We start from the raw sequence: 21,767 nt of genomic DNA on the forward strand, positions 1-21,767 counted from the left end.
AAAAGCTAACCTCTATAAGCCAGCAACCGCTTCCATCGACTTATCAATGGCGTTAGCGATCTTTTGAATATCATTTTCCGTTAAAGCTGATGATAAGAACCAAGCTTCAAATTGACTTGGTGGTAAAAACACTCCATTTTTAGTCATTTCCCAAAAGAAAGTTGCATATTTCTTCGTATCAGAAGTTTGTGCATCTTCAAAATTAATTACTTTTTTGTTGGTGAAGAATGGATTAATCATTGAACCAAATCGGTTAACTGTAATTTCAACTCCGTGCTTTTTTGCTGATTCTAACAAGAAAACTTCAATGATTTGAGCAATCTCATTAAACTTTTCATATGGATTTTGTTTCTTTAATTCTGTTAAAGTTGAAATTCCCGCCGCCATGGCAATTGGATTCCCTGACAAAGTTCCTGCTTGATACATTCCTCCTAAAGGAGCTACCGTTTCCATAATTTCATTACGTGCTCCATACGCACCTACTGGAAATCCACCTCCAATTACTTTTCCTAGACAAGTAATGTCAGCTTTAACACCTAATACTTCTTGTGCTCCTCCAAACTTAGAACGAAAACCTGTCATTACCTCATCAATAATCAACAAGGCTCCTTTTGAGTTTACATACTCTTTTAATTCTTTTAAGAAATCATTTTGTGGAGTTACTACTCCCATATTTCCTGCAACAGGTTCTAAAATAACTCCTGCAATATCATCATGAGCTTCAAAATGTGCTTTTACACTTTCTAAATCATTGTAATTAGCAATTAACGTATTTTTTACAGCTCCTTCCGGCACTCCTTTACTTCCTGGTAAACTCAACGTAGCTAAACCTGAACCTGCTGCCACTAATAAAGCATCTTGATGTCCGTGGTAGCAACCAGCAAACTTGATTATTTTGTCTTTTCCTGTATACGCCCTCGCTAAACGAATCCCGCTTAATACCGCCTCAGTACCAGAGTTTACAAAACGTACTTTGTCCATTCCTGGGAAAGCATCGCAAACTATTTTTGCTAACTTGATCTCTTCCTTCGTTGATGCTCCAAACGAGTATCCCTTTTTCAAGGCTTTTCTAATAGCTTTTTCTACTTTCTTATGACGATGACCTAAAATCATTGGACCATAAGACAATACTAAATCGATGTATGAATTATTATCTACATCCGTAATTTTACTTCCTTTCGCTTTTTTTATAAATAAAGGATTCCCTCCTACAGATGCAAACGCACGTACTGGAGAGTTTACCGCTCCAACTAAGTTTACTAGTCCTTTATTATATAACTCTTGTGATTTTTTGAATTCCATAACTTACTTTAGTTATCTATTATAATTATTTTATTTATGAGTATATTGTTTATTTTGATTGTAATAAATCCCACAAATTCCCATATAAATCTTTAAACACTGCTACAGTTCCATATTCAGCTTCTTTAGGAACTCTAACAAACTCAATACCTTTAGCTTTCATTTCGTTATAATCCCTCCAAAAATCATCTGTATTTAAAAAAAGAAAAACTCTTCCTCCTGTTTGATTTCCTATGAAATTATTTTGTTCCTCTTTAGAAGCTTTAGCTAATAATATAGAAGTTCCTTTTGAGTTTGGTGGAGCAACAACAACCCACCTTTTATCTTGTTCTGGCTGATATGTATCCTCAATCAAAGTAAAACTTAGTTTTTTAGTATAAAACTCAATTGCTTCATCATAATCTCTTACTACTAAAGCTATATGTACTATTGATTGTTTCATATTTTATCTACTTAAAACTCTCGCTGCTTCTTTGGCAAAATAGGTAATGATAATATCAGCTCCTGCTCTTTTCATAGATAGTAAACTTTCCATCATTACTTTTTCACCATCAATCCATCCTTTTTCAGCAGCTGCTTTTACCATCGAATATTCCCCACTTACATTATAGCAAGCGATAGGTCGATCGAAATTATTTTTTAAATCTCTAATGATGTCTAAGTATGATAAGGCTGGTTTTACCATTAAAATATCTGCTCCTTCTTCATCGTCAAAAGTAGCTTCACGCAACCCTTCATCTCTATTAGAAGGATCCATTTGATAGGTTCTTCTATCTCCAAACGATGGCGCCGAATCTACTGCTTCTCTAAAAGGCCCATAAAATCCTGATGCGTATTTTACAGAATATCCCATGATAGGCAAGTTTGCATAACCTGTATTATCTAATGATTCACGCATCATAGCGATTGCTCCGTCCATCATTCCTGACGGTGCTACCATATCTGCTCCTGCTTTCGCATGTGAAACTGTTTGTTTTGCTAAATTTACTAACGTCGCATCGTTATCTACATCATTATCGTGTATCACACCACAGTGACCGTGTGATGTGTACTCGCAAAAGCATACATCTGTAATTACATATAAACTTGGATAGTTCTTTTTTATGAATCGGATAGCTTGTTGCATAATTCCGTTATCATTCCAAGTTTCAGTTCCCTCATCATCTTTTTTAGATGGGATTCCAAATAACAAAACTGCTGGGATTTTTAACGCTACGACTTCATCTAATTCTTTAGAAATAGTATCTAATGAATAACGATTAATTCCTGGCATTGAAGGAATTTCAGTTTCAATACCTGTTCCTTCTTCAATAAATAAAGGATATATAAAATCATCTACCGATAGTTTGTTTTCTCTTACCAACCTTCGGATTCCTTCTGTTTTTCTAAGTCTTCGTGTTCTAAACATTACTCAAGTTATTTACTTTATGTAATTTCATTTTTTATTTTTGAAAGATACTCTTATCTCGATCATAAATTGGACTGGAGATATTAAAAAAATCTAACACACTATGAAATATATAATACTGTGATAAAACTTCGTTTTCTTTATTTTCTTTTATTTTGGCTGATGACGTCCATACTATAAACGGAATTTCAAATTGTTCTTTTGGTGCCATTGAATTTGGAAGTCCATGCATATATAATCCTTCCTCACCTAAAGATTCACCATGATCTGAAATATAAATCATAGATGATTTATACTCTTTGAGTTCTTTTAACTCTTTAATTAAAGATGATAATATATAATCAGTATAAAGTACAGTATTATCATAAGCATTAACCAATTCTACTTTATCACATTTTTTAAGAGCTGGTTCAGTACATACAGGTGTAAACTTATTAAATTTTTTTGGGTATTTTTTATAATATTCAGGTCCATGACTTGTGTACGTATGTAAAACAATAAAAATTTTATCTTTTTTACTAGATTCTATTTGCTCTTTCAACCCGCTTAATAATACTTCGTCATAATTAGGATTTTGTGAACTTGATAATTTAACTAAATCTTCTCTTTTTTGATAAATGTTAGTTTTAATTTTAGGTTCTCCCCAATTAGTAGTTCTCCAGAAAACATCAACATCATTTCTGTATAAATAACTTGGTAAAAACTCATATAACTCTCTACTTTTCTTATACGACAAAATAGACTTAACACCTTCACTAGTATAAGTATAACTAGAATTTGCCTTAAATTTATATACCTCATCTATTTTTGAAAGTAGTGGATTCGTATTTTTTTCATAACCGTATAAAGAAAAGTTTTTACTTCTTGCCGACTCTCCTATTACCAATACTATAACACTTTTGTTTCCCTCTTTAATGCTTCTACCTAGAGGTAATAAGATTTCTTTTTTACTTTCCTTATTCTTATGAGAGTAATATCTTGCTGTATTTAAAATATACGACCATGGCATAGCTATTGCTCTTACACTTCTTAAATTCCTATTAATCCACAACCAGTTAGACTTATTTGCATAAGTAAATGAGGTAAGAATAATAGTGGATACTAATAAATAGGTTAAAAAGTTTTTCAGCTTAAAGTCGGCAAACTTTATTTTATAAATAAAAACGCTTGGGATGATTCCTAAAAATAATATATACACAAATAAACTAACCGACCAAAAACCATTCACTTCTTCTAGTTTTGAGTTAAATACATTACTAATCATTCCTCTATTTAACACTACACCATAATTATTTATAAAGTAAACAGCTATTGCACTAATATTAAACACAAGTATTAACAACCACTTTCCTACTGTTCTAAATAAAAAAAGTAATAAATAAAAAACGATAAAGTTAAATACTAATGTAAAAACAGTAAGACTTGCTACAAAGAAAATATTTTTCGGGTTAGAAGTATCTAACTTGCTAATCGTAAACCTATATAATGGGTAATGAAATAAAATTAAATTTAAAATACTGACTAATAAAACTTTCTTTACATCATTAGGTATTCTAAATAAATTAGAAATATTTTTTAAATCTACTAACATTCTTTTACTTTTTTACAAAATGTAAATTTACCAACTCTAGTACACTTTCTACTGTTGGCATCTTTGCTATTTGTACTTCTTTAAAATGTTTCTTGGCTTCATTAGCGGTAGTATCACCAATACAAAAAGCTATTTTATTCGCTGTATTTTTTTCCATATAACTTTCAACTGTTGATGGACTGTAAAATAATACTCCGTTTACTTTTTCATCAACTTTTGATGGACTATACATTGTTTTGTAAGCTTCTACTTCATTAACAGCAATCCCTTTTGCCTTTAAAAGTATTGGAAGTGTGTCTAAACGTAAATCACTACAGAAATACGTTACTTCTTGACCTTTTAATTCTTTTGATAAGTAGTCAGATAGTCTCTTAGCATTTCTTTCTGAATGTGCTACTTTCCCTATACGTTGCTCGATTAACTTTTTTGTTCTTCTACCAACACAATAAATATTTTTGAATTGTAATTCATCTGAAGTAAATGAATTTAAAATTGCTTCTACCCCATTTTTACTAGTGATAATTACATTTTCAATTTCTTGCTTAATTACTTTAGGTGCAATTCTGTTAAAACGGATTTTTATAAAATCACTGTCATTCACAGCCATGTGTGTTGGTAATAATTTTTTCTGTGCTTCTGATAATTTTTTAGTCGAATAGATTGAAAACTCTTTTTCAATTCCCTCATCTTCCATCATCATTAGCTTTCCTCCTTTATCAATCACATAATTAGCACAATCTTTTGCTACGTACTTATGTTTACCAACTTTTACTTTCTTACTAACTTCAATCTTTTTCTTACCATCTCTACTTAGCAAAACTCCTTTGAAATTAATTTCTTCTTCCTTTTCATTTATAAAAGCTAAAGCCCCAATTGGCGCTGTACAACCACCTTCTAAACGGTTTAAGAACTCACGTTCAATCCCTGTACAAGTTTCTGTGTCTTTATCGTTTAACTCAGCACAAATTTCTTTGATTTCTTCGTCCTTATCTAACGCTGTAATCATTATTGCTCCTTGTGCTGGTGCAGGAATCATCCATGTTAGGTTTACCGCTCCTTGTGGTCGTAAACCAACTCTTTCTAGTCCAGCCGCTGCAAAAATAGCTCCGTTCCAATCGTTATCTTCTAACTTTTGTAAACGTGTATTTACATTTCCGCGTAAACCTTCTACTGTATGAGTTGGGTAACGGTTTAACCACTGCGCTTTTCTTCGTAAACTACCTGTAGCAATCACTCCGTTAGGTTGTGACATAAACTCTTCGTTATCTTTTAACAACAAAATATCGTTGTAATTGGCACGCTTTAAAACTGCTGCTTGGATAATGTCTTCTGGCAATACCGTAGGAACATCTTTCATAGAATGTACCGCAATATCAATATCACCATTTAACATGGCTATATCTAAATTTTTAGTAAAAATCCCTGTGATTCCTAGTTCGTAAAGGGGTTTATCTAAAACTAAATCACCCGTTGCTTTAACGGGGATTAATTGAGTTTGATGACCTAATTCTTCTAAAAGTTTTTGAACTTTTTTTGCTTGCCACATAGCCAATTGGCTATCACGTGTACCTATTCTAATTATCTTCTGCATGGATGGATTGTAAATTTGCTCCGAACACTTTAGCCATTACTTCAATACTTGTATTTACTGAAGTCTCTTCGTCTTTTAAGTGTTTAACAAACTGTGTGGTTATTTTTTGAATAAATCTTGATGTTAATATCTCTGCTTGTTCTTCATCAAAATTTTTAATTTTTTTCTTGTGAAAAGCTATTTCTCCTTGTTGAATGGTTTGTAATGATTCTTTTAAAGCTGTAATTGCTGGAGTAAACCTTCTATGATTTAACCATTCTTGAAATTCTTGATTATGTGTATCAATAATCGCTTCTGCTAGAGGTACCTCTTGCTGACGTATCGCTAATGTTTCATCAGTTATTTTTGAAAGGTCATCAACATTTACCACTGTTACATTACCTAAGTCTGTAACTTCTTTTGACACATTCGCAGGCATAGATAAATCTAAAATCAACAAATCTTTATCTGTCGGAACATGTTCTTTTGTTATAGTAGGAAAACTAGCTCCCGTAGAAACAATTAACACATCACTGTTTTGAACCTCTTCTGCTAAGTTTGAATACGACGCTTTTCTAATTGAACTGTGATCTTTTACAAATTCCTCTGTTTTTTCTTCGGTTCTATTAATTAAGCTTACCGATTTATTTTGTGTGTACTCCGCTAGGTTTTTACAGGTGTGTTTTCCCATTTTACCTAAACCAAATACTAAAACATTTTTCGAGTTGTAACCTGGTAAGTTATTAATTAAGTACTGAATAGCAGCGTACGATACTGAAGTGGTTCCAGAACTTAATTTCGTTTCATTCTTAACTCGCTTGCTTGCTTGCATTACATGATTTAGTAAACGTTCGAAATATGCATTTGTAGTTCCTACTTCTTTAGCTTGTTTAAATGCTTGGCGTAACTGCCCTACTATTTCGTAATCTCCTAAAATCTGGCTATCCAACCCTGTTCCCATTCTAAACAAATGGTTAATAGCTTCTTTATTTTTATATACGTTTGATACGTTTGCAAATTCTTCTACCGAACCGTTTGAGTATTTACACAACATACTTATTAACTGAAAAGGGTGTTCTGCAAAACCACACACTTCAGTTCTATTACAAGTAGACAACACAAAAATACCGTCTATTCCTTTTTGTTTTGCTTCTTCTAAAAGTTGTATTTGATTTTCTTTAGAAATACTAAATTTCCCCCTAATCGCAGCATCAGCTTTTTTATAACTAACGCCTATGTTGTATAAATTACTATGATGTTTATTTTCTACTGTCATTGAGTCTTCTTCAAAAAGTCGGTCAAAAATATAAATATTGAACAAAAAAAAGTATCGCTAAAAGAACTTTTAATGTCGCTATTCGTTTTTTCGCTTAAAAACACCTTAAAAACTTACACAAAAGTGTATTTTTGCAGTAAAATAGACTAGGAGAAACATTTTATTTTAGAATCATTCTAAATAGCAAGATTTATACAAACCACTGAATCCATGTCAAAAAACATCGCAGAAAGTACATTTAGAGAAGTTCCCATTGAACAAGGTTTTTTTGTGCTAAAATTCCAAAATAACTCTGACGAAACAGAGTTTTTTAAAAGAGATATTGACAACTCTTACATACAACTACATTACTGTGTTAAAGGCAATTGCAAATTTCATTTTAACAACAACAGTTATACTTTTAATGTTTTAGACAAGCATTCAATATTCCTATACAATCCACAACAAGATTTACCTATCAATTTAGAAATTTTACCAAAAACCTCTTTGGTATCTGTATTGATATCAATCGAAAAATTCCATACTTTTTTTTCTAAAGAGGCTAGTTACATTCCTTTTTTAAGTGAGAACAATAAAAACAAAAAGTATTACGACAATGCAGAAATAAATGCTAATGTTTTATTAGTCCTTCAACAAATTTTAACGGCTAAGAACCAAAGTTCTATGCGAGACCTTTATATAAAAGGAAAAACATATGAACTCCTAAGTTTACATTTTGATAGTGGCGAAAACACCAATGAAGAGTATTGCCCATTTTTAGTTGATGACCGAGAAGTTTTAAAGATTAGAAAAGCAAAAGATATTATCATTTCCAGAATGAGTGAACCGCCTAGTCTGCAAGATTTAGCGAATGAAGTAGGTTTAAACTTAAAAAAGTTAAAAGAAGGATTCAAACAAATTTATGGCGATACTGTTTATAGCTTTTTATTTGATTACAAAATGGATCATGCCCGTAAACTATTAGAAAGTAATCAATACAATGTAAATGAGGTTGGCTTACAAGTAGGATACAGTACCTCTAGTCACTTTATTTCCGCTTTTAAAAAGAAGTTTGGCACGACTCCTAAACAATATGTAATGAGTTTACTACAATAAAAAGACTTAAAAATGAAGCAACTAACTCATTACGATACAAAAAACAATCAGCAAGATTTTCCAGTAACTATTGTATGTGATGCTATCCGTACTCCTGAGAATATAGGAATGTGCTTTCGTATTTCTGAAAGTTTTGGAGTGTCTAAAATCTATTTACATGAAAGTTCTCCTGCTATAGATAACAGAATTGTTAAGAAAACTGCTCGAAATACTATTCAACAAATACCATATGATACTTATGGGAATTTTGAACAACTTATTCAACAATTAAAAGAAGAAGGAAATACTATTATTGGTATTGAAATTACCGATGAAAGTATAAACATTAGCGATTATGATTTCACTTCACATTCTAAAATTGTATTACTTTTGGGTAGCGAAAGAAATGGTATAGAAAATGTCAACTCAGTAGACGCAACAGTAGATATACAGATGTACGGTCGTAATTCTAGCATGAATGTAATTCATAGTTTAGCTATTGCTCTATATGAAACAACAAACCAATTAAATAAAAAGATTCTGAAATAAATTCAGCCAAAATATGAAAGGAGTTTTATTAGTAAACCTTGGATCACCAGAAAGTACAAACCCTAAAGATGTTAAAAAGTACTTAGGTGAATTTTTAATGGACGAACGTGTAATTGATGTTCCCTATTGGTTACGTACTTTTATTGTGAAAGGTATTATTTTAAATACACGCCCTAAGAAATCTGCTGAAGCATATCAAAAAATTTGGTGGGAAGAAGGTTCTCCTTTAATTGTACTATCAGAACGTTTACAAAACAAGGTACAAGCAAAAACAGAACTTCCTGTTGCTTTGGCAATGCGCTACGGAAATCCATCAATCAAAAGTGGATTACAGGAATTGCACGATAAAGGTGTTACTGAAGTTTTGTTAGTTCCATTATACCCTCAGTTTGCTATGGCAACTACTGAAACTATTTTGGCTTTAGCCGAAGAGTTAAGAAAGGAATTCTTTCCTACAATGAAGATTACTGATGTTCCAGCATTTTACAACAAACCAGAATACATCAAAGCTTTATCAAATAGTATTAAAGATTATTTAGCTGATAAAGATTACGACCATATTTTATTCTCTTATCATGGAGTACCTGAGCGACACATTAGAAAATCTGACATTACAAAATCACACTGTAACCCTGAAGCAGGAAATTTAAGTTGTTGTAACACTCCTTCTGAAGCACACAAGTTTTGTTACCGTCACCAATGTTATCAAACAACCAAAAATGTGATTTCCGAGTTAGGTTTAGATGAGAACAAAGTTTCTACCTCATTCCAATCTCGTTTAGGTGTTGATCCTTGGCTACAACCATATACCGATAGAACAATTGTTAATAAAGCTGAAAAAGACGGCATTAAAAAATTAGCTATTGTAACTCCCGCTTTTGTTTCTGATTGTTTAGAGACTTTAGAAGAAATAGCTATGGAAGGTAAACATGAATTTTTAGAAGCAGGTGGTGAAGAATTTCACACGGTTCCTTGTATTAATGATGATGATGAATGGGTAAATGTTTTAGCAGGATGGATTAACGATTTCAATAATAACTAATTATGGACTTTTTATACGTAAAAGCATTACACATCATATTTGTAGTAACTTGGTTTGCAGGATTATTTTACATAGGTCGTCTGTTTATTTACCATGTAGAGGCAGAAAAAAAAGACGAACCTGCTAAATCTATATTACAGACCCAATACAAGTTAATGTCTAAACGTTTATGGTACATTATTACTTGGCCTTCTTTATTTTTAGCGAGTTTTTTTGCTTTTTGGATGCTATATAAAAACCCTTATTATTTAAAAATGCCGTGGATGCATGTAAAATTAGCCTTTGTATTAGCACTGTATTTTTACCACGGATTTTGCCATAAAATCTACAAAGAACTACAACGTGATGAGATTAAATACACACCTAATAAACTTCGCATGTTTAATGAAATTCCAACTGTAATTTTATTCGCTGTTGTATTTTTAGTCGTTTTAAAAAGTGCTATTAACTGGATTTGGGGCGTGGTAGGAATTATCTTATTTGGAGTATTATTAATGATTGGTATCCGTTATTATAAAAAAGTAAGAACTAAAAAATCGTGGGATAAATACGAACAAGAGTTGATTGAGGAGGATAAAAAAACTAACAATTAATTTCTTTTTTTCTAACGAGTAACTTTACTATTTTCGCGACAAATTTTAAACCTTAAACTATGAAAAAAATTTTAGTTTTAACAATTGCTATGTTTAGCTTATTCGCTTGCTCTTCTGACGATGAAAACTTAGATCCTATAGTGGGTACTTGGTATAAGTTTTCTGAAGAAGGCATAGAAGCAAGTGACTGTGAAAAAAAATCTTCTGTTACTTTTAACGAAAACGGAACCTTTAACTCGATATCATATGAGTCTATTGAGGACAAATGTGTTATAGAGGATGAGCTTTCTGCAACATGGACTAACAAAGGAAATGGAGTTTATTCAAGAACCTATAATGGTGAATCATCTAACACAAGCATTACTTTTTCTGATAATGGTAACACTATGACATCTGTATATAAACAGGAATATAATGGTGAAACTCTTACAGACATAACTGTTTTTAAGAGAAAATAATCTCTTTACATTTAACAAACAAAAAACAGCTTTGAAATAAATTCAAAGCTGTTTTTTTATCCTTTTATCGACTGTTCAAAAGGTATCCTATTTACAATACTTCTACCTAGTGTAACCTCATCCGCATACTCTAACTCATCCCCTACCGAAATTCCTCTAGCAATTGTTGATGTAATTACTCCGTATTGTTCTATTTGCTTATAAATATAAAAGTTCGTTGTATCCCCCTCCATGGTAGAACTTAGCGCAAAAATCAGTTCTTTTATCTCTCCTTCTTTTACCTTTTCTACTAATGATTCTATTTGTAAGTTTTGAGGACCAATTCCTTCAATAGGAGAAATCTTTCCTCCTAACACATGGTACAAACCTCTGTATTGCGCTGTATTTTCAATCGCCATTACATCGCGAATATCTTCTACTACACATACAATCTCACCATTCCGCTTCGGATTACTACAAATATCGCACAGCACTGTATCTGAAATATTATGACACTTCTTACACGATTTTACATCGTTACGTAAATGCGTTAAAGCCTCAGCTAAATATTTCGTGTTCTCTTTCGGTTGTTTCAATAAATGCAGCACCAAACGAAGTGCGGTACGCTTACCAATTCCTGGTAATCGACTTACTTCATTCACTGCGTTTTCTAATAATTTCGACGAAAAATCCATGCTGCGAATTTACAATTTTTCAATAAGGATTAAGTATCTTCGTGGCTTTAAAATTAAAACTTCAATTCACATGAATTCAGAGATAAGAAACCTAGAACCAAAAGCTGTTTGGAAAAACTTTGCCGACTTAAATGCTGTACCACGTCCTTCTAAAAAAGAGGAAAGAGTAATTCAGTTTATGGTCGATTTCGGTAAGAACCTAAATCTTGAAACCATGGTTGACAACGTAGGGAACGTAATTATTCGTAAACCTGCTTCAGCTGGAATGGAAGACAGAAAAACAGTGGTTATGCAAAGCCATTTAGATATGGTTCATCAAAAAAATACTGATACTGTTTTTGATTTTGACACTGAAGGAATCAAAATGTTTGTAGATGGTGATTGGGTAAAAGCTGACGGAACTACGTTAGGAGCTGACAACGGTTTAGGTGTTGCTGCTATTATGGGTGTTTTAGAATCTACTGATATTGCTCACCCAACTATCGAAGCTTTATTCACAATTGATGAAGAAACAGGTATGACTGGTGCTATGGGACTTGAAGGTGGATTATTAGAAGGTGAAATTTTATTGAACCTTGACACTGAGGAAGATGATGAAATAGGAATGGGATGCGCTGGTGGTGTAGATGTTACTGCTACTAGAAGTTATAATGAAGAGACTACTCCTGAAAATACAATTGCCTATGAAATTTCTGTTACTGGTTTAAACGGAGGTCACTCTGGAATGGACATCATTAAAGGATTAGGAAACGCTAATAAAATTATGAACCGTTTATTATTTGACGGTTTCACTAACTTCGGATTACGTGTTACTGAAATAAACGGAGGTAGTTTACGTAACGCTATTCCTCGCGAAAGCTTTTCAACTGTAGTGATTGACGCCGTTTCAAAAGAACCTTTCTTGTTTGAAATACATGAGCTTATCAACAATATTAAAGCTGAGTTTTCAACATTAGAACCTAACCTTTCTATTGAATTAAAAGAAGTAGAAACTCCAGAAAACGTAATGGACTTAGGTGTTCAAGAAGGATTAATTAAAGCTGTTTATGCTTCTTTAAACGGTGTATACCGTATGAGTCCTGATATTGAAGGATTAGTAGAAACCTCAAATAATATTGCTCGTATTATTGTAAAAGACGGAACTATTAAAATTGGATGTTTAACGCGTTCTTCTTCTGAAACTAATAAATGGGATTTAGCCAACTCGTTACGTTCATCTTTTGAATTAGCTGGTTTTGATGTAGAATTTTCAGGTTCTTACCCTGGTTGGTTACCAAATGTAAAATCTGAGATATTAAAAACTGTAACTGACTTATACGAAGATTTACACAAGGAAAAACCTATCGTAGCTGCATGTCACGCTGGGTTAGAATGTGGTATTTTAGGCCAAAATTACCCAGAAATGGATATGGTTTCTTTTGGACCAAATATTAAAGGGGCTCACTCACCTGATGAGCGTGCACAAATATCATCAACACAAAAATTTTGGAAGTTTTTATTAGAAATCTTAAAGAACACTCCTGTAAAGAATTAAAAACTTATACATAAACTTTAAAACCACAACTCTACAGTTGTGGTTTTTTGTTTACATTTATAAAATGAATTTTTTAGCGCATTTATACCTTTCAGAAAACAACACCAATATTATGATTGGTAACTTCATAGCTGACCATATAAAAGGTAATAAGTTTTCTCACTTTCAGGAAGACATTCAAAAAGGTATATTACTACATCGAGAAATTGACACCTATACAGATGCGCACAAAATTGTTAGAATTAGCAAACGAAGATTACACGAACGTTACAGGCACTATGATGGTGTAATTATTGATATTTTTTACGATCATTATTTAGCAAAAAACTGGAGAAATTACTCAGAAATCCCTTTAAACATTTATGTAAACTCAGTTTATAAATTACTTCAAGAAAACATTGATATTCTTCCTGAGAAAACTCAGAAAATACTTCCTTATATGGTACAATACAATTGGCTATATAACTACCAATTTGCTAAGGGAATTCAAGAAGTCTTAAATGGAATGAATAAGCGCACTAATGGTAAATCAAAAATGAATTTGGCTACTGGAGATTTATTAGAGCATTATCAAATTTTTGAAAATGATTTTACTGCTTTTTTTGAAGATTTACGCGAATTTTCTCATCAAAAACTAAAAGAATTAAGCTAAAACATATGAAAAAAACATTCTTATTTCTTTCAGCATTAATATTACTATGCAACTGTAAAAAAGAAAAAGCTGTAGGTCTAATTACTGAAAAAGCTATGGTAGTTTCTGCTCGTAAAGAAGCTTCAAAAATTGGGTCCGATATTCTACAAAAAGGAGGAAATGCTTTTGATGCTATGGTTGCTACCGAACTAGCATTAGCGGTCGCTTATCCTTACGCAGGAAACCTTGGTGGTGGTGGATTTATGGTATACCGAAAAAACACAGGAGAAATTGGCGCATTAGATTATCGTGAAAAAGCTCCACTTGCCGCTCATAAAGATATGTATTTAGATAGCTTAGGAAATGTAATTAAAAACAAAAGTACATTAGGGGCTATGGCAGTTGGAGTGCCAGGGACAGTTGCTGGTGTTTTTGCTACACATAAAAAATTCGGTTCATTACCTATTCAAGAAATCTTAAAACCAGTCATTGCCTTAGCTAAAAAAGGAGTTATTGTTACTCAAAAACAAGAAGACCGTATAAAAAAATACCAACATTATTTTTTAGAAGTAAATAAAAACCCTATTCTTTTTGATAAACCTTGGAAAAAGGGTGACACTATTAAATATCCTGCTTTAGCCAAAACTTTAGAGCGTATTTTACAAAATGGTAGAGACGAATTTTATAAAGGTGAAACAGCAAAACGTCTCGTTGCTTTTATGCAGGCAAATGGCGGAATTATGACTGAAGAAGATTTGGCTAAATACGAAGCTAAATGGAGAACCCCAATTACCTTTACCTACGACAATTTACGTATTATTTCTATGTCCCCACCTGCCAGTGGCGGAATTTGTTTAGCACAAATTATGAATGGAATTGAACCTTTTGATTTAGACAAATTCGGACATAACTCAACAAAATCTATGCAGGCAATTACGGAAGCAGAACGTAGAGCCTATGCAGATAGAAGTTTTTATTTAGGTGATCCAGACTTTGTGAAAATTCCAATTGAAACTCTCAAAAGTAAAGAATACACAAAAAATCGAATGAATGATTTTTCTTTTCAAAAAGCTACTTCTTCTACCGATGTCTCTCATGGAAGTATTACTATGATTGAAAGTGATGAAACCACCCACTACTCTATTGTTGATCAATTTGGAAATGCTGTTTCTGCTACCACAACAATTAACGGTGCTTATGGTTCTAAGCTATATTGCTCTGACTTAGGCTTCTTCTTAAACAACGAAATGGATGATTTTTCAAGCAAACCAGGTGTACCAAACATGTTCGGTTTAGTTGGAGCTGAAGCAAATAAAATTGAACCTGAAAAGCGCATGTTGAGTTCTATGACTCCTACTATTGTAGAAAAAAACGATCAATTATATATGGTTGTAGGAACTCCTGGAGGTTCAACTATTATTACCTCTGTTTTACAAACCATTTTAAATGTACATGAATTTAATATGGGAATGCAAGAAGCCGTGAATCAACCTCGTTTTCATCATCAATGGTTGCCAGACGTTATTAAAATGGAACCTAAAGGATTTGACAAACAAGTAAAAAAAGACCTACAAAGTCTTGGGTACAAGTTAGACGAAACGAACTCACCTGTTATTGGTAAAGTAGATGCTATTTTAGTGCTTCCTAACGGAAAATTAGAAGGGGGTGCAGATCCCAGAGGAGACGATAACGCTGTAGGTTTTTAATAATTTATTGATGCTGAAATATAAAAAAGGATAGTTAATTAACTATCCTTTTTTATATTTCTAACTACCATGTTAAAATATACTTGGATTGATAGTTTTTACTTTGAGAATCATATCCATAAACTCCCCAATGTTGCTCAAAAGTACCTGCTTCAGTTGGCTTTTTATCTTCATCAAACATTTCAAAAATAAAACAAGGAATTCTAACACTTCGGTTACGTGGTGTTCCATTTCCACTTATACAATGATTAATTAAATTTTGATTAAATGTTCGTGCATTTGCTTTTGTTGCTGTAGAGTAAGTAGCACTAGGTCCTGTAGGCCAACCTGCTTCTCCAATAACGATAGGTAAGCTTCCGTATCCATTGTTTCCTAATGCTACATATAACGCATCATACATTGCATCAAAAATATTTTTATATGTATAACTTCCATCATGAACCCAATGCTTTTCACCTGCAGTAAACAAACAATAATCTAAAGGAACATTCTTGGGCTGACTATTATGAGTAAGGAATGGATACATATTAACCATAAATACTGAATTATCTGCTTTCAATATACTACAAACATCTATAATAATGTTTTTAAGACTGTTATTAAAAGACCCTGCTGAAGGTGGGTATGAATTTCCCATAATAGCATAATTAAAAGGAACGGTTACTTTGGTAGTTAGCCCTTTCGCCGCAATAGCGCTTTTAATATTTTTTAAAGCATTTACAAGATCTGGTGCATAAGCATTATTCCACCAGCTCCCTAGTGGTTCATTTCCTACACATATCATCGGAATGGTAGTTGAATAATCTGATAATACTTTTACAATCGCGTTTATGGTAGTTGTATCATTATTGGCACAAGCTTTCAAATCACCATTAGGCACATCAACTAAAACTTTTAGTTCTTCCTTAGCAAAAGCACTAATACAATCTGTTTGATTGTACGTAAACATTTTAACCGTTTTAACGCCAGTTGCTTTTATTTGTCCTGCTGCCTTTGCTGCACTTACTTGTTTTCCTGTACTTTGAAAAGTATTACTAAAATTAACTCCTATAATTGATTTAAATATTGAATGATTCATTATTAATTAGTTTTTATAGTTTGATTATTAAAATTACTACATCTTTAATATCTTTTTTTTAAAAACATCTTTAAACGTATAAAAATGAGGTAAGAGAGTCTTTTTATAGAAACAAAAAACAGAAGTATCTAATCCCTAACCAATCTTTCAAACCTATCCTCTATATTTCCAATATATATATCTGTCGCTCAATGATTTTCTATATTTATAGATATAAATAACCTCATTTTTTAATTTTATTGACTAGTTTTGGCAAAAGAATCATTCATTTTTTATTGAAAACTATAGAAACTCATAAAGTTCCTCTATTAGAAAAACCCATTCGATTACAAGAATATAGTGTTGGTATTTTCACCTCACTGCCTACCAAATCAGGATTAAAAAAAGCGATTAAAAAAGAGCTTATTTTAGTTAATGGTAAAATAGCCACAACTGCTTTGTATATTAAAGGAGGGGAAATCATCGAGTTACTTCAAACAAAAGAAAACTCACAAAAAAAATATTTTGACTTTCGTTTAGAAGTTCTTTTTGAAGATGATTATCTAGCTATAATTTATAAACCCGCAGGAATTTTAGTAAGCGGAAATTCCTTTGCTACAATTGACAATGCTCTTACACAAAACCTGCAAAAAAGTATAGTAGCTGATGCTACTCGTCCAAGACCAGTTCATCGTTTAGATTACCCAACAAGCGGGTTATTACTCATTGGAAAAACAACCGCCAGTATTATTGCGTTAAACCAACTATTTGAAAAGAAACAAATTCAAAAAACATATTTTGCAATTAGTATTGGAGAAATGCAGAAAAACGGAAAAATTAACCTTCCTATTGAAGACAAAAATGCTTTTACTTCGTTTGAAGTTATTGAAACTGTTGAATCACCTAGATTTGATTTTTTAAACTTAGTTAAATTAACTCCTAAAACTGGAAGAAAACATCAATTACGCAAACATTTGTTTACTATTGGTAATCCAATTTTAGGTGATAAAGAATACTTTATAAAAGATTTGGTTTTAAATGGAAAAGGATTGTTCTTACATGCATCTACCCTATCCTTTACACATCCATTTACTAAAGAAACAATCAACATTACAAAAGAACTTCCTAAGAAATTCAAAAAAATATTCCCACAATAAATCTCCTTTAAATCATCTATCTTTGCCGCATGCGAATAGATATTATTACGGTAGAACCCGACTTAATAAAGAGCCCATTTGAAAACTCAATGATGAAGAGGGCTATTGATAAAGAACTAGCTGAAGTTCACTTCCACAATTTACGAGAATATGGTTTTGGTAACTATCGACAAATAGACGATTACCAATTTGGCGGAGGTGCTGGAATGGTTTTAATGATTGAACCCATAGCAAAGTGTATTGAAAAACTTCAATCTGAAAGGACTTATGATGAAGTTATATACATGACTCCTGATGCTAAAACTCTAAATCAAGCTACGGCAAATACACTTTCATTAAAGGAAAATATTATCATTTTAACAGGCCATTATAAAGGTGTAGACCAACGCGTACGTGATAAATTTGTAACCAAAGAAATTTCTATTGGTGATTATGTGTTAACTGGAGGTGAATTAGCTGCTGCTGTTTTATGTGACGCTGTAATTCGATTAATTCCTGGTGTTTTAGGTGACGAAACTTCTGCTTTAACAGATAGTTTTCAAGACAACTTACTATCACCACCAGTTTATACAAGACCTTCAGAATATGAAGGAATGAACGTACCTGAAGTCTTATTATCGGGAAATTTTCCTAAAATAGAAGAATGGCGCTCTGAACAAGCATATAAAAGAACTAAAGAAATACGTCCAGATTTGCTAGATTAACTAGTAATCAATGTTTTATTTATTTTTTTTATCAAAAGAAAAGTTCTAAATTTGCAGCCACAAAATCAACCTCTGACGAAAATCGTGAATGTTGCTTTTATACAACCATAAATAATAATAAAATGGATTTAGTAAAATTTGTTCAAGACGAATTTGTAACAAGAAACGAATTACCAAAATTCGCAGCTGGAGATACTATTACGGTATACTACGAAATTAGAGAAGGAGACAAAGTTCGTACTCAGTTCTTTAGAGGAGTTGTTCTTCAAAAAAGTGGAAGTGGTGCTTCTGAAACATTTACTATCAGAAAAATGTCTGGTACTGTAGGTGTTGAGCGTATCTTCCCTATCAACTTACCATCTATCCAAAAGATTGAGATTAATAAAACAGGTAAAGTACGTAGAGCTCGTATTTACTACTTTAGAGGTCTTACTGGTAAAAAAGCAAAAATTAAAGAAAGAAGACGTTAAAAGCTTCTTTTCAAAAAAATTAAAAAGCACCATGAAGATCATGGTGCTTTTTTTTATTCACTTTTTGTTAATAACATCCCTTCTTAAAATGTTGATAACAAAACACTTAAACCTATTAAAAACACAGTATTATTTCTTATATTTGGGGATAGAGTTTACAAAGTAAGTGACGTCAGAATTATAGTTAACTATATTAATCACAAAAAGTAAACCTTTAAAGTAACGTTCTTTATATATTTTGTTTTTAAACATAATTAAAGCTAAGTACAATCATCATAATTTTTGATTAATTGTAAGTTATTAATAATTTATAGTTTTCTAGTTATAAGTTTATAAGTATTATTGGTTTTTATTTAGCCTAACTAACCTGTTTAAAAACACCGAAGCTTTTATTTTATAGGTGACATAATTTATAAAGTATAAGTTTCTTTGAGGTAGTAACGTAGTTTTTTCTAAGGAAAAGGCATAAATACAGTTTTATTTGATTATGTAGCAATGCAGGTCAGTACCCTTACTATTTCAAGAAAGCCATATCAATTACAAGAAATTGTTTGATATGGCTTTTGTTTTTAATAACAAATTCTCTATTTCACCTGCTTAAATTATCATTTTCACAACAAAATACCCTAATTAATAATAATTTACTATCAAAAAACTCAACCGTAATTCTTAAATTTGCGTCACTTCAAAATATAATTTAATTTATTACTTATAAATATGAATAAGACTGCTAAAATTATGTACACAAAAACGGATGAAGCTCCAGCATTAGCTACTCGTTCGTTTTTACCAATCGTAAAAGCTTTTACAAAATCATCTAACATAGAAATAGAAACCAAAGATATTTCTCTTGCTGGTCGTATTCTTGCTAATTTCTCAGATCTTTTACCTAAAGATCAACAAGTTGAAGATGCTTTAGCTTTTTTAGGAGATTTAGCAAAAAAGCCAGAAGCTAACATTATCAAACTTCCTAACATTTCAGCTTCTGTTCCTCAATTAAAAGCTGCGGTAAAAGAACTACAAGCTTTAGGTTATGCTCTACCTGATTACCCAGAAGAAACTACTACTGATGAAGAAAAAGCAATTTTAGCACGTTATAATAAAGTAAAAGGATCTGCAGTAAACCCTGTTTTACGTGAAGGTAACTCTGACCGTAGAGCTCCAAAAGCTGTAAAAAACTACGCAAAAAAGAATCCTCATTCAATGGGATCTTGGAGTGCCGACTCTAAAACTCACGTTTCAACAATGACAGAAGGTGATTTTGCACACAGTGAAAAATCAGTTACTGTACCAAATACAACTAATGTACAAATTGTACATACAGATGATAATGGAAACAAAACTATATTAAAAGACAACTTATCATTATTAGCGAAAGAAGTTATTGATGCTTCTGTAATGAGTAAAAAAGCATTATTAACTTTCTTAGAAGAACAAGTTAAAGATGCTAACGACAAAGGAGTGTTATTCTCTTTACACATGAAAGCAACCATGATGAAGGTTTCAGATCCTATCATTTTTGGTCATGCTGTTCGCGTTTTCTTTAAAGATTTGTTTACTAAACACAGTGAAACTTTTAAAGAAATTGGCGTAGATGTAAACAACGGTTTTGGAAACTTAGTAAGTAACCTTGAAGAGTTATCTGCTGATAAAAAAGCAGAAATACTAGCAGATATTGAAGCTATTTACACTAGTAACCCTGATGTTGCAATGGTAAATTCTGACAAAGGAATTACCAATTTACACGTTCCTTCTGATGTAATCATTGATGCTTCTATGCCGGCAATGATTCGTACTTCAGGTCAAATGTGGAATAAAGAAGGAAAGCCTCAAGATGCTAAAGCTGTAATTCCTGATAGTTCTTATGCTGGTTTATACCAAGAAACTATTGATTTCTGTAAAAAGAATGGTGCTTTTGATCCTACTACAATGGGTACAGTTCCTAATGTAGGCTTAATGGCTCAAAAAGCTGAAGAATACGGTTCTCACGATAAAACATTTGAAATTACTTCTAACGGAAAAGTTGAAGTGATTGATGCCAACGGAACTACTTTATTAGAGCATACTGTTGAAGCTGGTGATATTTGGAGAATGTGCCAAACAAAAGACGCCCCTATTCAAGATTGGGTAAAATTAGCTGTTACTCGTGCAAGAGCTACAGGAGCACCTGCAGTTTTTTGGCTAGGTGAAGAAAGAGCTCATGATAGAGAGATTATTAAAAAAGTAGAAAAGTACTTACAAGATCACGATACTACTGGATTAGAAATTAAAATCTTATCTCAAGTAGAAGCTACTAAATATACTTTAGAGAGAGTTAAAGCAGGTAAAGAAACTATTTCTGTAACAGGAAATGTATTACGTGATTATTTAACTGACTTATTCCCTATTTTAGAGTTAGGAACTTCAGCTAAAATGTTATCTATCGTTCCGTTAATGAATGGTGGTGGATTGTTTGAAACGGGTGCTGGAGGATCTGCTCCAAAACATGTTCAACAATTAGTAGAAGAAAATCACTTACGCTGGGATTCTTTAGGTGAATTCTTAGCTTTAGCTGTTTCTTTAGAACATTTAGGAGAAACAAACAATAACAACAAAGCTAAAGTATTAGCTGAAGCTTTAGATGATGCTACTGACAAGTTATTAGATAACAAAAAAGGACCATCAAGAAAAACGGGAGAATTAGACAACAGAGGCTCTCATTTTTATTTAGCTATGTATTGGGCACAAACTTTGTCTTCTCAAGACAAAGACGCTGAATTAAAGGCTCAATTTGCTCCTATTGCAGAAAAATTAGCTACAAATGAAGCTACAATTGTAGAGGAATTAAATACAGTTCAAGGTAAAGCAGTAAACATAGGAGGATATTATGAACCAAATGATGCATTAGCTAATGAAATAATGCAACCAAGTAAAACCCTTAATGGCATCTTACAAAACATATAATTAATCAATTATATAAAATTCAAAAGCA

General features: G+C 32.2%; 20 protein-coding genes. 12 read left to right on the forward strand and 8 right to left on the reverse strand.

The genetic code is table 11. The annotated features are described in order from the left end of the window. Positions 1-12: 12 nt before the first annotated feature. From hemL to hemA, 6 genes are read right to left on the reverse strand one after another with little or no spacing between them, the layout of a single operon-like run. On the reverse strand, positions 13-1,302 hold the full coding sequence (gene hemL / locus ACQYZ7_RS14065) for a glutamate-1-semialdehyde 2,1-aminomutase (RefSeq protein ID WP_430730356.1): 1,290 nt from the start codon (positions 1,300-1,302) through the stop codon (positions 13-15). Positions 1,303-1,351: 49 nt separating this feature from the next. Next, positions 1,352-1,744 (reverse strand): VOC family protein, encoded by a 393-nt coding sequence (locus tag ACQYZ7_RS14070; RefSeq protein ID WP_430730357.1) that lies wholly within the window; start codon positions 1,742-1,744, stop codon positions 1,352-1,354. Between the two features lie 3 nt (positions 1,745-1,747). Beyond that, positions 1,748-2,710 carry a porphobilinogen synthase gene (gene hemB / locus ACQYZ7_RS14075; protein WP_430730358.1) on the reverse strand — a complete coding sequence of 321 codons (963 nt, stop codon included), beginning with the start codon at positions 2,708-2,710 and terminating at the stop codon, positions 1,748-1,750. Positions 2,711-2,744: 34 nt separating this feature from the next. After that, complete coding sequence (eptA, locus tag ACQYZ7_RS14080) at positions 2,745-4,301, reverse strand: phosphoethanolamine--lipid A transferase EptA (RefSeq protein WP_430730359.1); 1,557 nt, start codon at positions 4,299-4,301, stop codon at positions 2,745-2,747. Positions 4,302-4,305: 4 nt separating this feature from the next. Beyond that, on the reverse strand, positions 4,306-5,892 hold the full coding sequence (hemC, locus tag ACQYZ7_RS14085; RefSeq protein ID WP_430730360.1) for a hydroxymethylbilane synthase: 1,587 nt from the start codon (positions 5,890-5,892) through the stop codon (positions 4,306-4,308). Beyond that, entirely contained in the window at positions 5,876-7,147 is a 1,272-nt protein-coding gene (gene hemA / locus ACQYZ7_RS14090; protein WP_430730361.1) for a glutamyl-tRNA reductase, read from the reverse strand. The genes hemC and hemA overlap by 17 nt, the downstream gene beginning before the upstream one ends. Before the next feature lie 210 nt (positions 7,148-7,357). Between hemA and ACQYZ7_RS14095 the strand changes: the two genes are divergently transcribed. From ACQYZ7_RS14095 to ACQYZ7_RS14115, 5 genes are read left to right on the forward strand one after another with little or no spacing between them, the layout of a single operon-like run. Further along, complete coding sequence (locus tag ACQYZ7_RS14095; RefSeq protein ID WP_430730362.1) at positions 7,358-8,242, forward strand: helix-turn-helix transcriptional regulator; 885 nt, start codon at positions 7,358-7,360, stop codon at positions 8,240-8,242. Positions 8,243-8,254: 12 nt separating this feature from the next. Further along, positions 8,255-8,770 carry a TrmH family RNA methyltransferase gene (locus ACQYZ7_RS14100; protein ID WP_430730363.1) on the forward strand — a complete coding sequence of 172 codons (516 nt, stop codon included), beginning with the start codon at positions 8,255-8,257 and terminating at the stop codon, positions 8,768-8,770. Between the two features lie 13 nt (positions 8,771-8,783). Beyond that, on the forward strand, positions 8,784-9,812 hold the full coding sequence (hemH, locus tag ACQYZ7_RS14105; protein ID WP_430730364.1) for a ferrochelatase: 1,029 nt from the start codon (positions 8,784-8,786) through the stop codon (positions 9,810-9,812). Between the two features lie 2 nt (positions 9,813-9,814). Continuing rightward, positions 9,815-10,405, forward strand: a complete 591-nt coding sequence (locus ACQYZ7_RS14110; RefSeq protein ID WP_430730365.1) for a CopD family protein — start codon at positions 9,815-9,817, stop codon at positions 10,403-10,405. Positions 10,406-10,464: 59 nt separating this feature from the next. Beyond that, a complete protein-coding gene (locus ACQYZ7_RS14115) occupies positions 10,465-10,863 on the forward strand; it encodes a lipocalin family protein (RefSeq protein WP_430730366.1) in 399 nt (132 codons plus the stop codon). 56 nt (positions 10,864-10,919) lie between these two features. On the opposite strand, the gene recR is transcribed toward ACQYZ7_RS14115, so the two are convergent. Then, the gene (recR, locus tag ACQYZ7_RS14120) at positions 10,920-11,537 is read right to left on the reverse strand and encodes a recombination mediator RecR (RefSeq protein WP_430730367.1); all 618 of its coding nucleotides are present in this window, start codon (positions 11,535-11,537) and stop codon (positions 10,920-10,922) included. Positions 11,538-11,607: 70 nt separating this feature from the next. On the opposite strand from recR, the gene ACQYZ7_RS14125 reads away from it, so the two are divergent. The 3 genes from ACQYZ7_RS14125 (at position 11,608) to ggt (ending at position 15,408) form a co-directional block, all read left to right on the forward strand. Further along, the gene (locus tag ACQYZ7_RS14125; RefSeq protein WP_430730368.1) at positions 11,608-13,071 is read left to right on the forward strand and encodes an aminoacyl-histidine dipeptidase; all 1,464 of its coding nucleotides are present in this window, start codon (positions 11,608-11,610) and stop codon (positions 13,069-13,071) included. A gap of 64 nt (positions 13,072-13,135) precedes the next feature. Continuing rightward, a complete protein-coding gene (locus tag ACQYZ7_RS14130) occupies positions 13,136-13,723 on the forward strand; it encodes an ACP phosphodiesterase (protein WP_430730369.1) in 588 nt (195 codons plus the stop codon). 5 nt (positions 13,724-13,728) lie between these two features. Beyond that, on the forward strand, positions 13,729-15,408 hold the full coding sequence (gene ggt / locus ACQYZ7_RS14135; protein WP_430730370.1) for a gamma-glutamyltransferase: 1,680 nt from the start codon (positions 13,729-13,731) through the stop codon (positions 15,406-15,408). A gap of 64 nt (positions 15,409-15,472) precedes the next feature. Here ggt and ACQYZ7_RS14140 read toward each other — a convergent pair whose 3' ends face one another. Next, positions 15,473-16,486: a glycosyl hydrolase family 17 protein gene (locus ACQYZ7_RS14140; RefSeq protein ID WP_430730371.1), complete on the reverse strand. Its 1,014-nt coding sequence runs from the start codon at positions 16,484-16,486 to the stop codon at positions 15,473-15,475. A gap of 275 nt (positions 16,487-16,761) precedes the next feature. Here ACQYZ7_RS14140 and ACQYZ7_RS14145 point away from each other — a divergent pair, with 275 nt between their 5' ends. From ACQYZ7_RS14145 to ACQYZ7_RS14160, 4 genes are all read left to right on the forward strand, one after another. After that, positions 16,762-17,622, forward strand: coding sequence for an RluA family pseudouridine synthase (locus ACQYZ7_RS14145; protein ID WP_430730372.1), 861 nt, complete (start codon positions 16,762-16,764; stop codon positions 17,620-17,622). Positions 17,623-17,651: 29 nt separating this feature from the next. Then, positions 17,652-18,326 (forward strand): tRNA (guanosine(37)-N1)-methyltransferase TrmD, encoded by a 675-nt coding sequence (trmD, locus tag ACQYZ7_RS14150; RefSeq protein WP_430730373.1) that lies wholly within the window; start codon positions 17,652-17,654, stop codon positions 18,324-18,326. 122 nt (positions 18,327-18,448) lie between these two features. Continuing rightward, the gene (gene rplS, locus ACQYZ7_RS14155) at positions 18,449-18,796 is read left to right on the forward strand and encodes a 50S ribosomal protein L19 (protein WP_430730374.1); all 348 of its coding nucleotides are present in this window, start codon (positions 18,449-18,451) and stop codon (positions 18,794-18,796) included. Between the two features lie 717 nt (positions 18,797-19,513). Next, positions 19,514-21,739 carry an NADP-dependent isocitrate dehydrogenase gene (locus ACQYZ7_RS14160; protein WP_430730375.1) on the forward strand — a complete coding sequence of 742 codons (2,226 nt, stop codon included), beginning with the start codon at positions 19,514-19,516 and terminating at the stop codon, positions 21,737-21,739. Positions 21,740-21,767: the final 28 nt, after the last annotated feature.

Source organism: Tenacibaculum sp. SDUM215027 (genome assembly GCF_050566205.1).
Lineage (GTDB): Bacteria > Bacteroidota > Bacteroidia > Flavobacteriales > Flavobacteriaceae > Polaribacter.

Bases quoted from the DNA above. Each gene is read 5' to 3' on its own strand.
- hemL (WP_430730356.1), bottom strand. From the start codon at position 1,302: ATGGAATTCAAAAAATCACAAGAGTTATATAATAAAGGACTAGTAAAC.
- ACQYZ7_RS14070 (WP_430730357.1), bottom strand. From the start codon at position 1,744: ATGAAACAATCAATAGTACATATAGCTTTAGTAGTAAGAGATTATGAT.
- hemB (WP_430730358.1), bottom strand. From the start codon at position 2,710: ATGTTTAGAACACGAAGACTTAGAAAAACAGAAGGAATCCGAAGGTTG.
- eptA (WP_430730359.1), bottom strand. From the start codon at position 4,301: ATGTTAGTAGATTTAAAAAATATTTCTAATTTATTTAGAATACCTAAT.
- hemC (WP_430730360.1), bottom strand. From the start codon at position 5,892: ATGCAGAAGATAATTAGAATAGGTACACGTGATAGCCAATTGGCTATG.
- hemA (WP_430730361.1), bottom strand. From the start codon at position 7,147: ATGACAGTAGAAAATAAACATCATAGTAATTTATACAACATAGGCGTT.
- ACQYZ7_RS14095 (WP_430730362.1), top strand. From the start codon at position 7,358: ATGTCAAAAAACATCGCAGAAAGTACATTTAGAGAAGTTCCCATTGAA.
- ACQYZ7_RS14100 (WP_430730363.1), top strand. From the start codon at position 8,255: ATGAAGCAACTAACTCATTACGATACAAAAAACAATCAGCAAGATTTT.
- hemH (WP_430730364.1), top strand. From the start codon at position 8,784: ATGAAAGGAGTTTTATTAGTAAACCTTGGATCACCAGAAAGTACAAAC.
- ACQYZ7_RS14110 (WP_430730365.1), top strand. From the start codon at position 9,815: ATGGACTTTTTATACGTAAAAGCATTACACATCATATTTGTAGTAACT.
- ACQYZ7_RS14115 (WP_430730366.1), top strand. From the start codon at position 10,465: ATGAAAAAAATTTTAGTTTTAACAATTGCTATGTTTAGCTTATTCGCT.
- recR (WP_430730367.1), bottom strand. From the start codon at position 11,537: ATGGATTTTTCGTCGAAATTATTAGAAAACGCAGTGAATGAAGTAAGT.
- ACQYZ7_RS14125 (WP_430730368.1), top strand. From the start codon at position 11,608: ATGAATTCAGAGATAAGAAACCTAGAACCAAAAGCTGTTTGGAAAAAC.
- ACQYZ7_RS14130 (WP_430730369.1), top strand. From the start codon at position 13,136: ATGAATTTTTTAGCGCATTTATACCTTTCAGAAAACAACACCAATATT.
- ggt (WP_430730370.1), top strand. From the start codon at position 13,729: ATGAAAAAAACATTCTTATTTCTTTCAGCATTAATATTACTATGCAAC.
- ACQYZ7_RS14140 (WP_430730371.1), bottom strand. From the start codon at position 16,486: ATGAATCATTCAATATTTAAATCAATTATAGGAGTTAATTTTAGTAAT.
- trmD (WP_430730373.1), top strand. From the start codon at position 17,652: ATGCGAATAGATATTATTACGGTAGAACCCGACTTAATAAAGAGCCCA.
- rplS (WP_430730374.1), top strand. From the start codon at position 18,449: ATGGATTTAGTAAAATTTGTTCAAGACGAATTTGTAACAAGAAACGAA.
- ACQYZ7_RS14160 (WP_430730375.1), top strand. From the start codon at position 19,514: ATGAATAAGACTGCTAAAATTATGTACACAAAAACGGATGAAGCTCCA.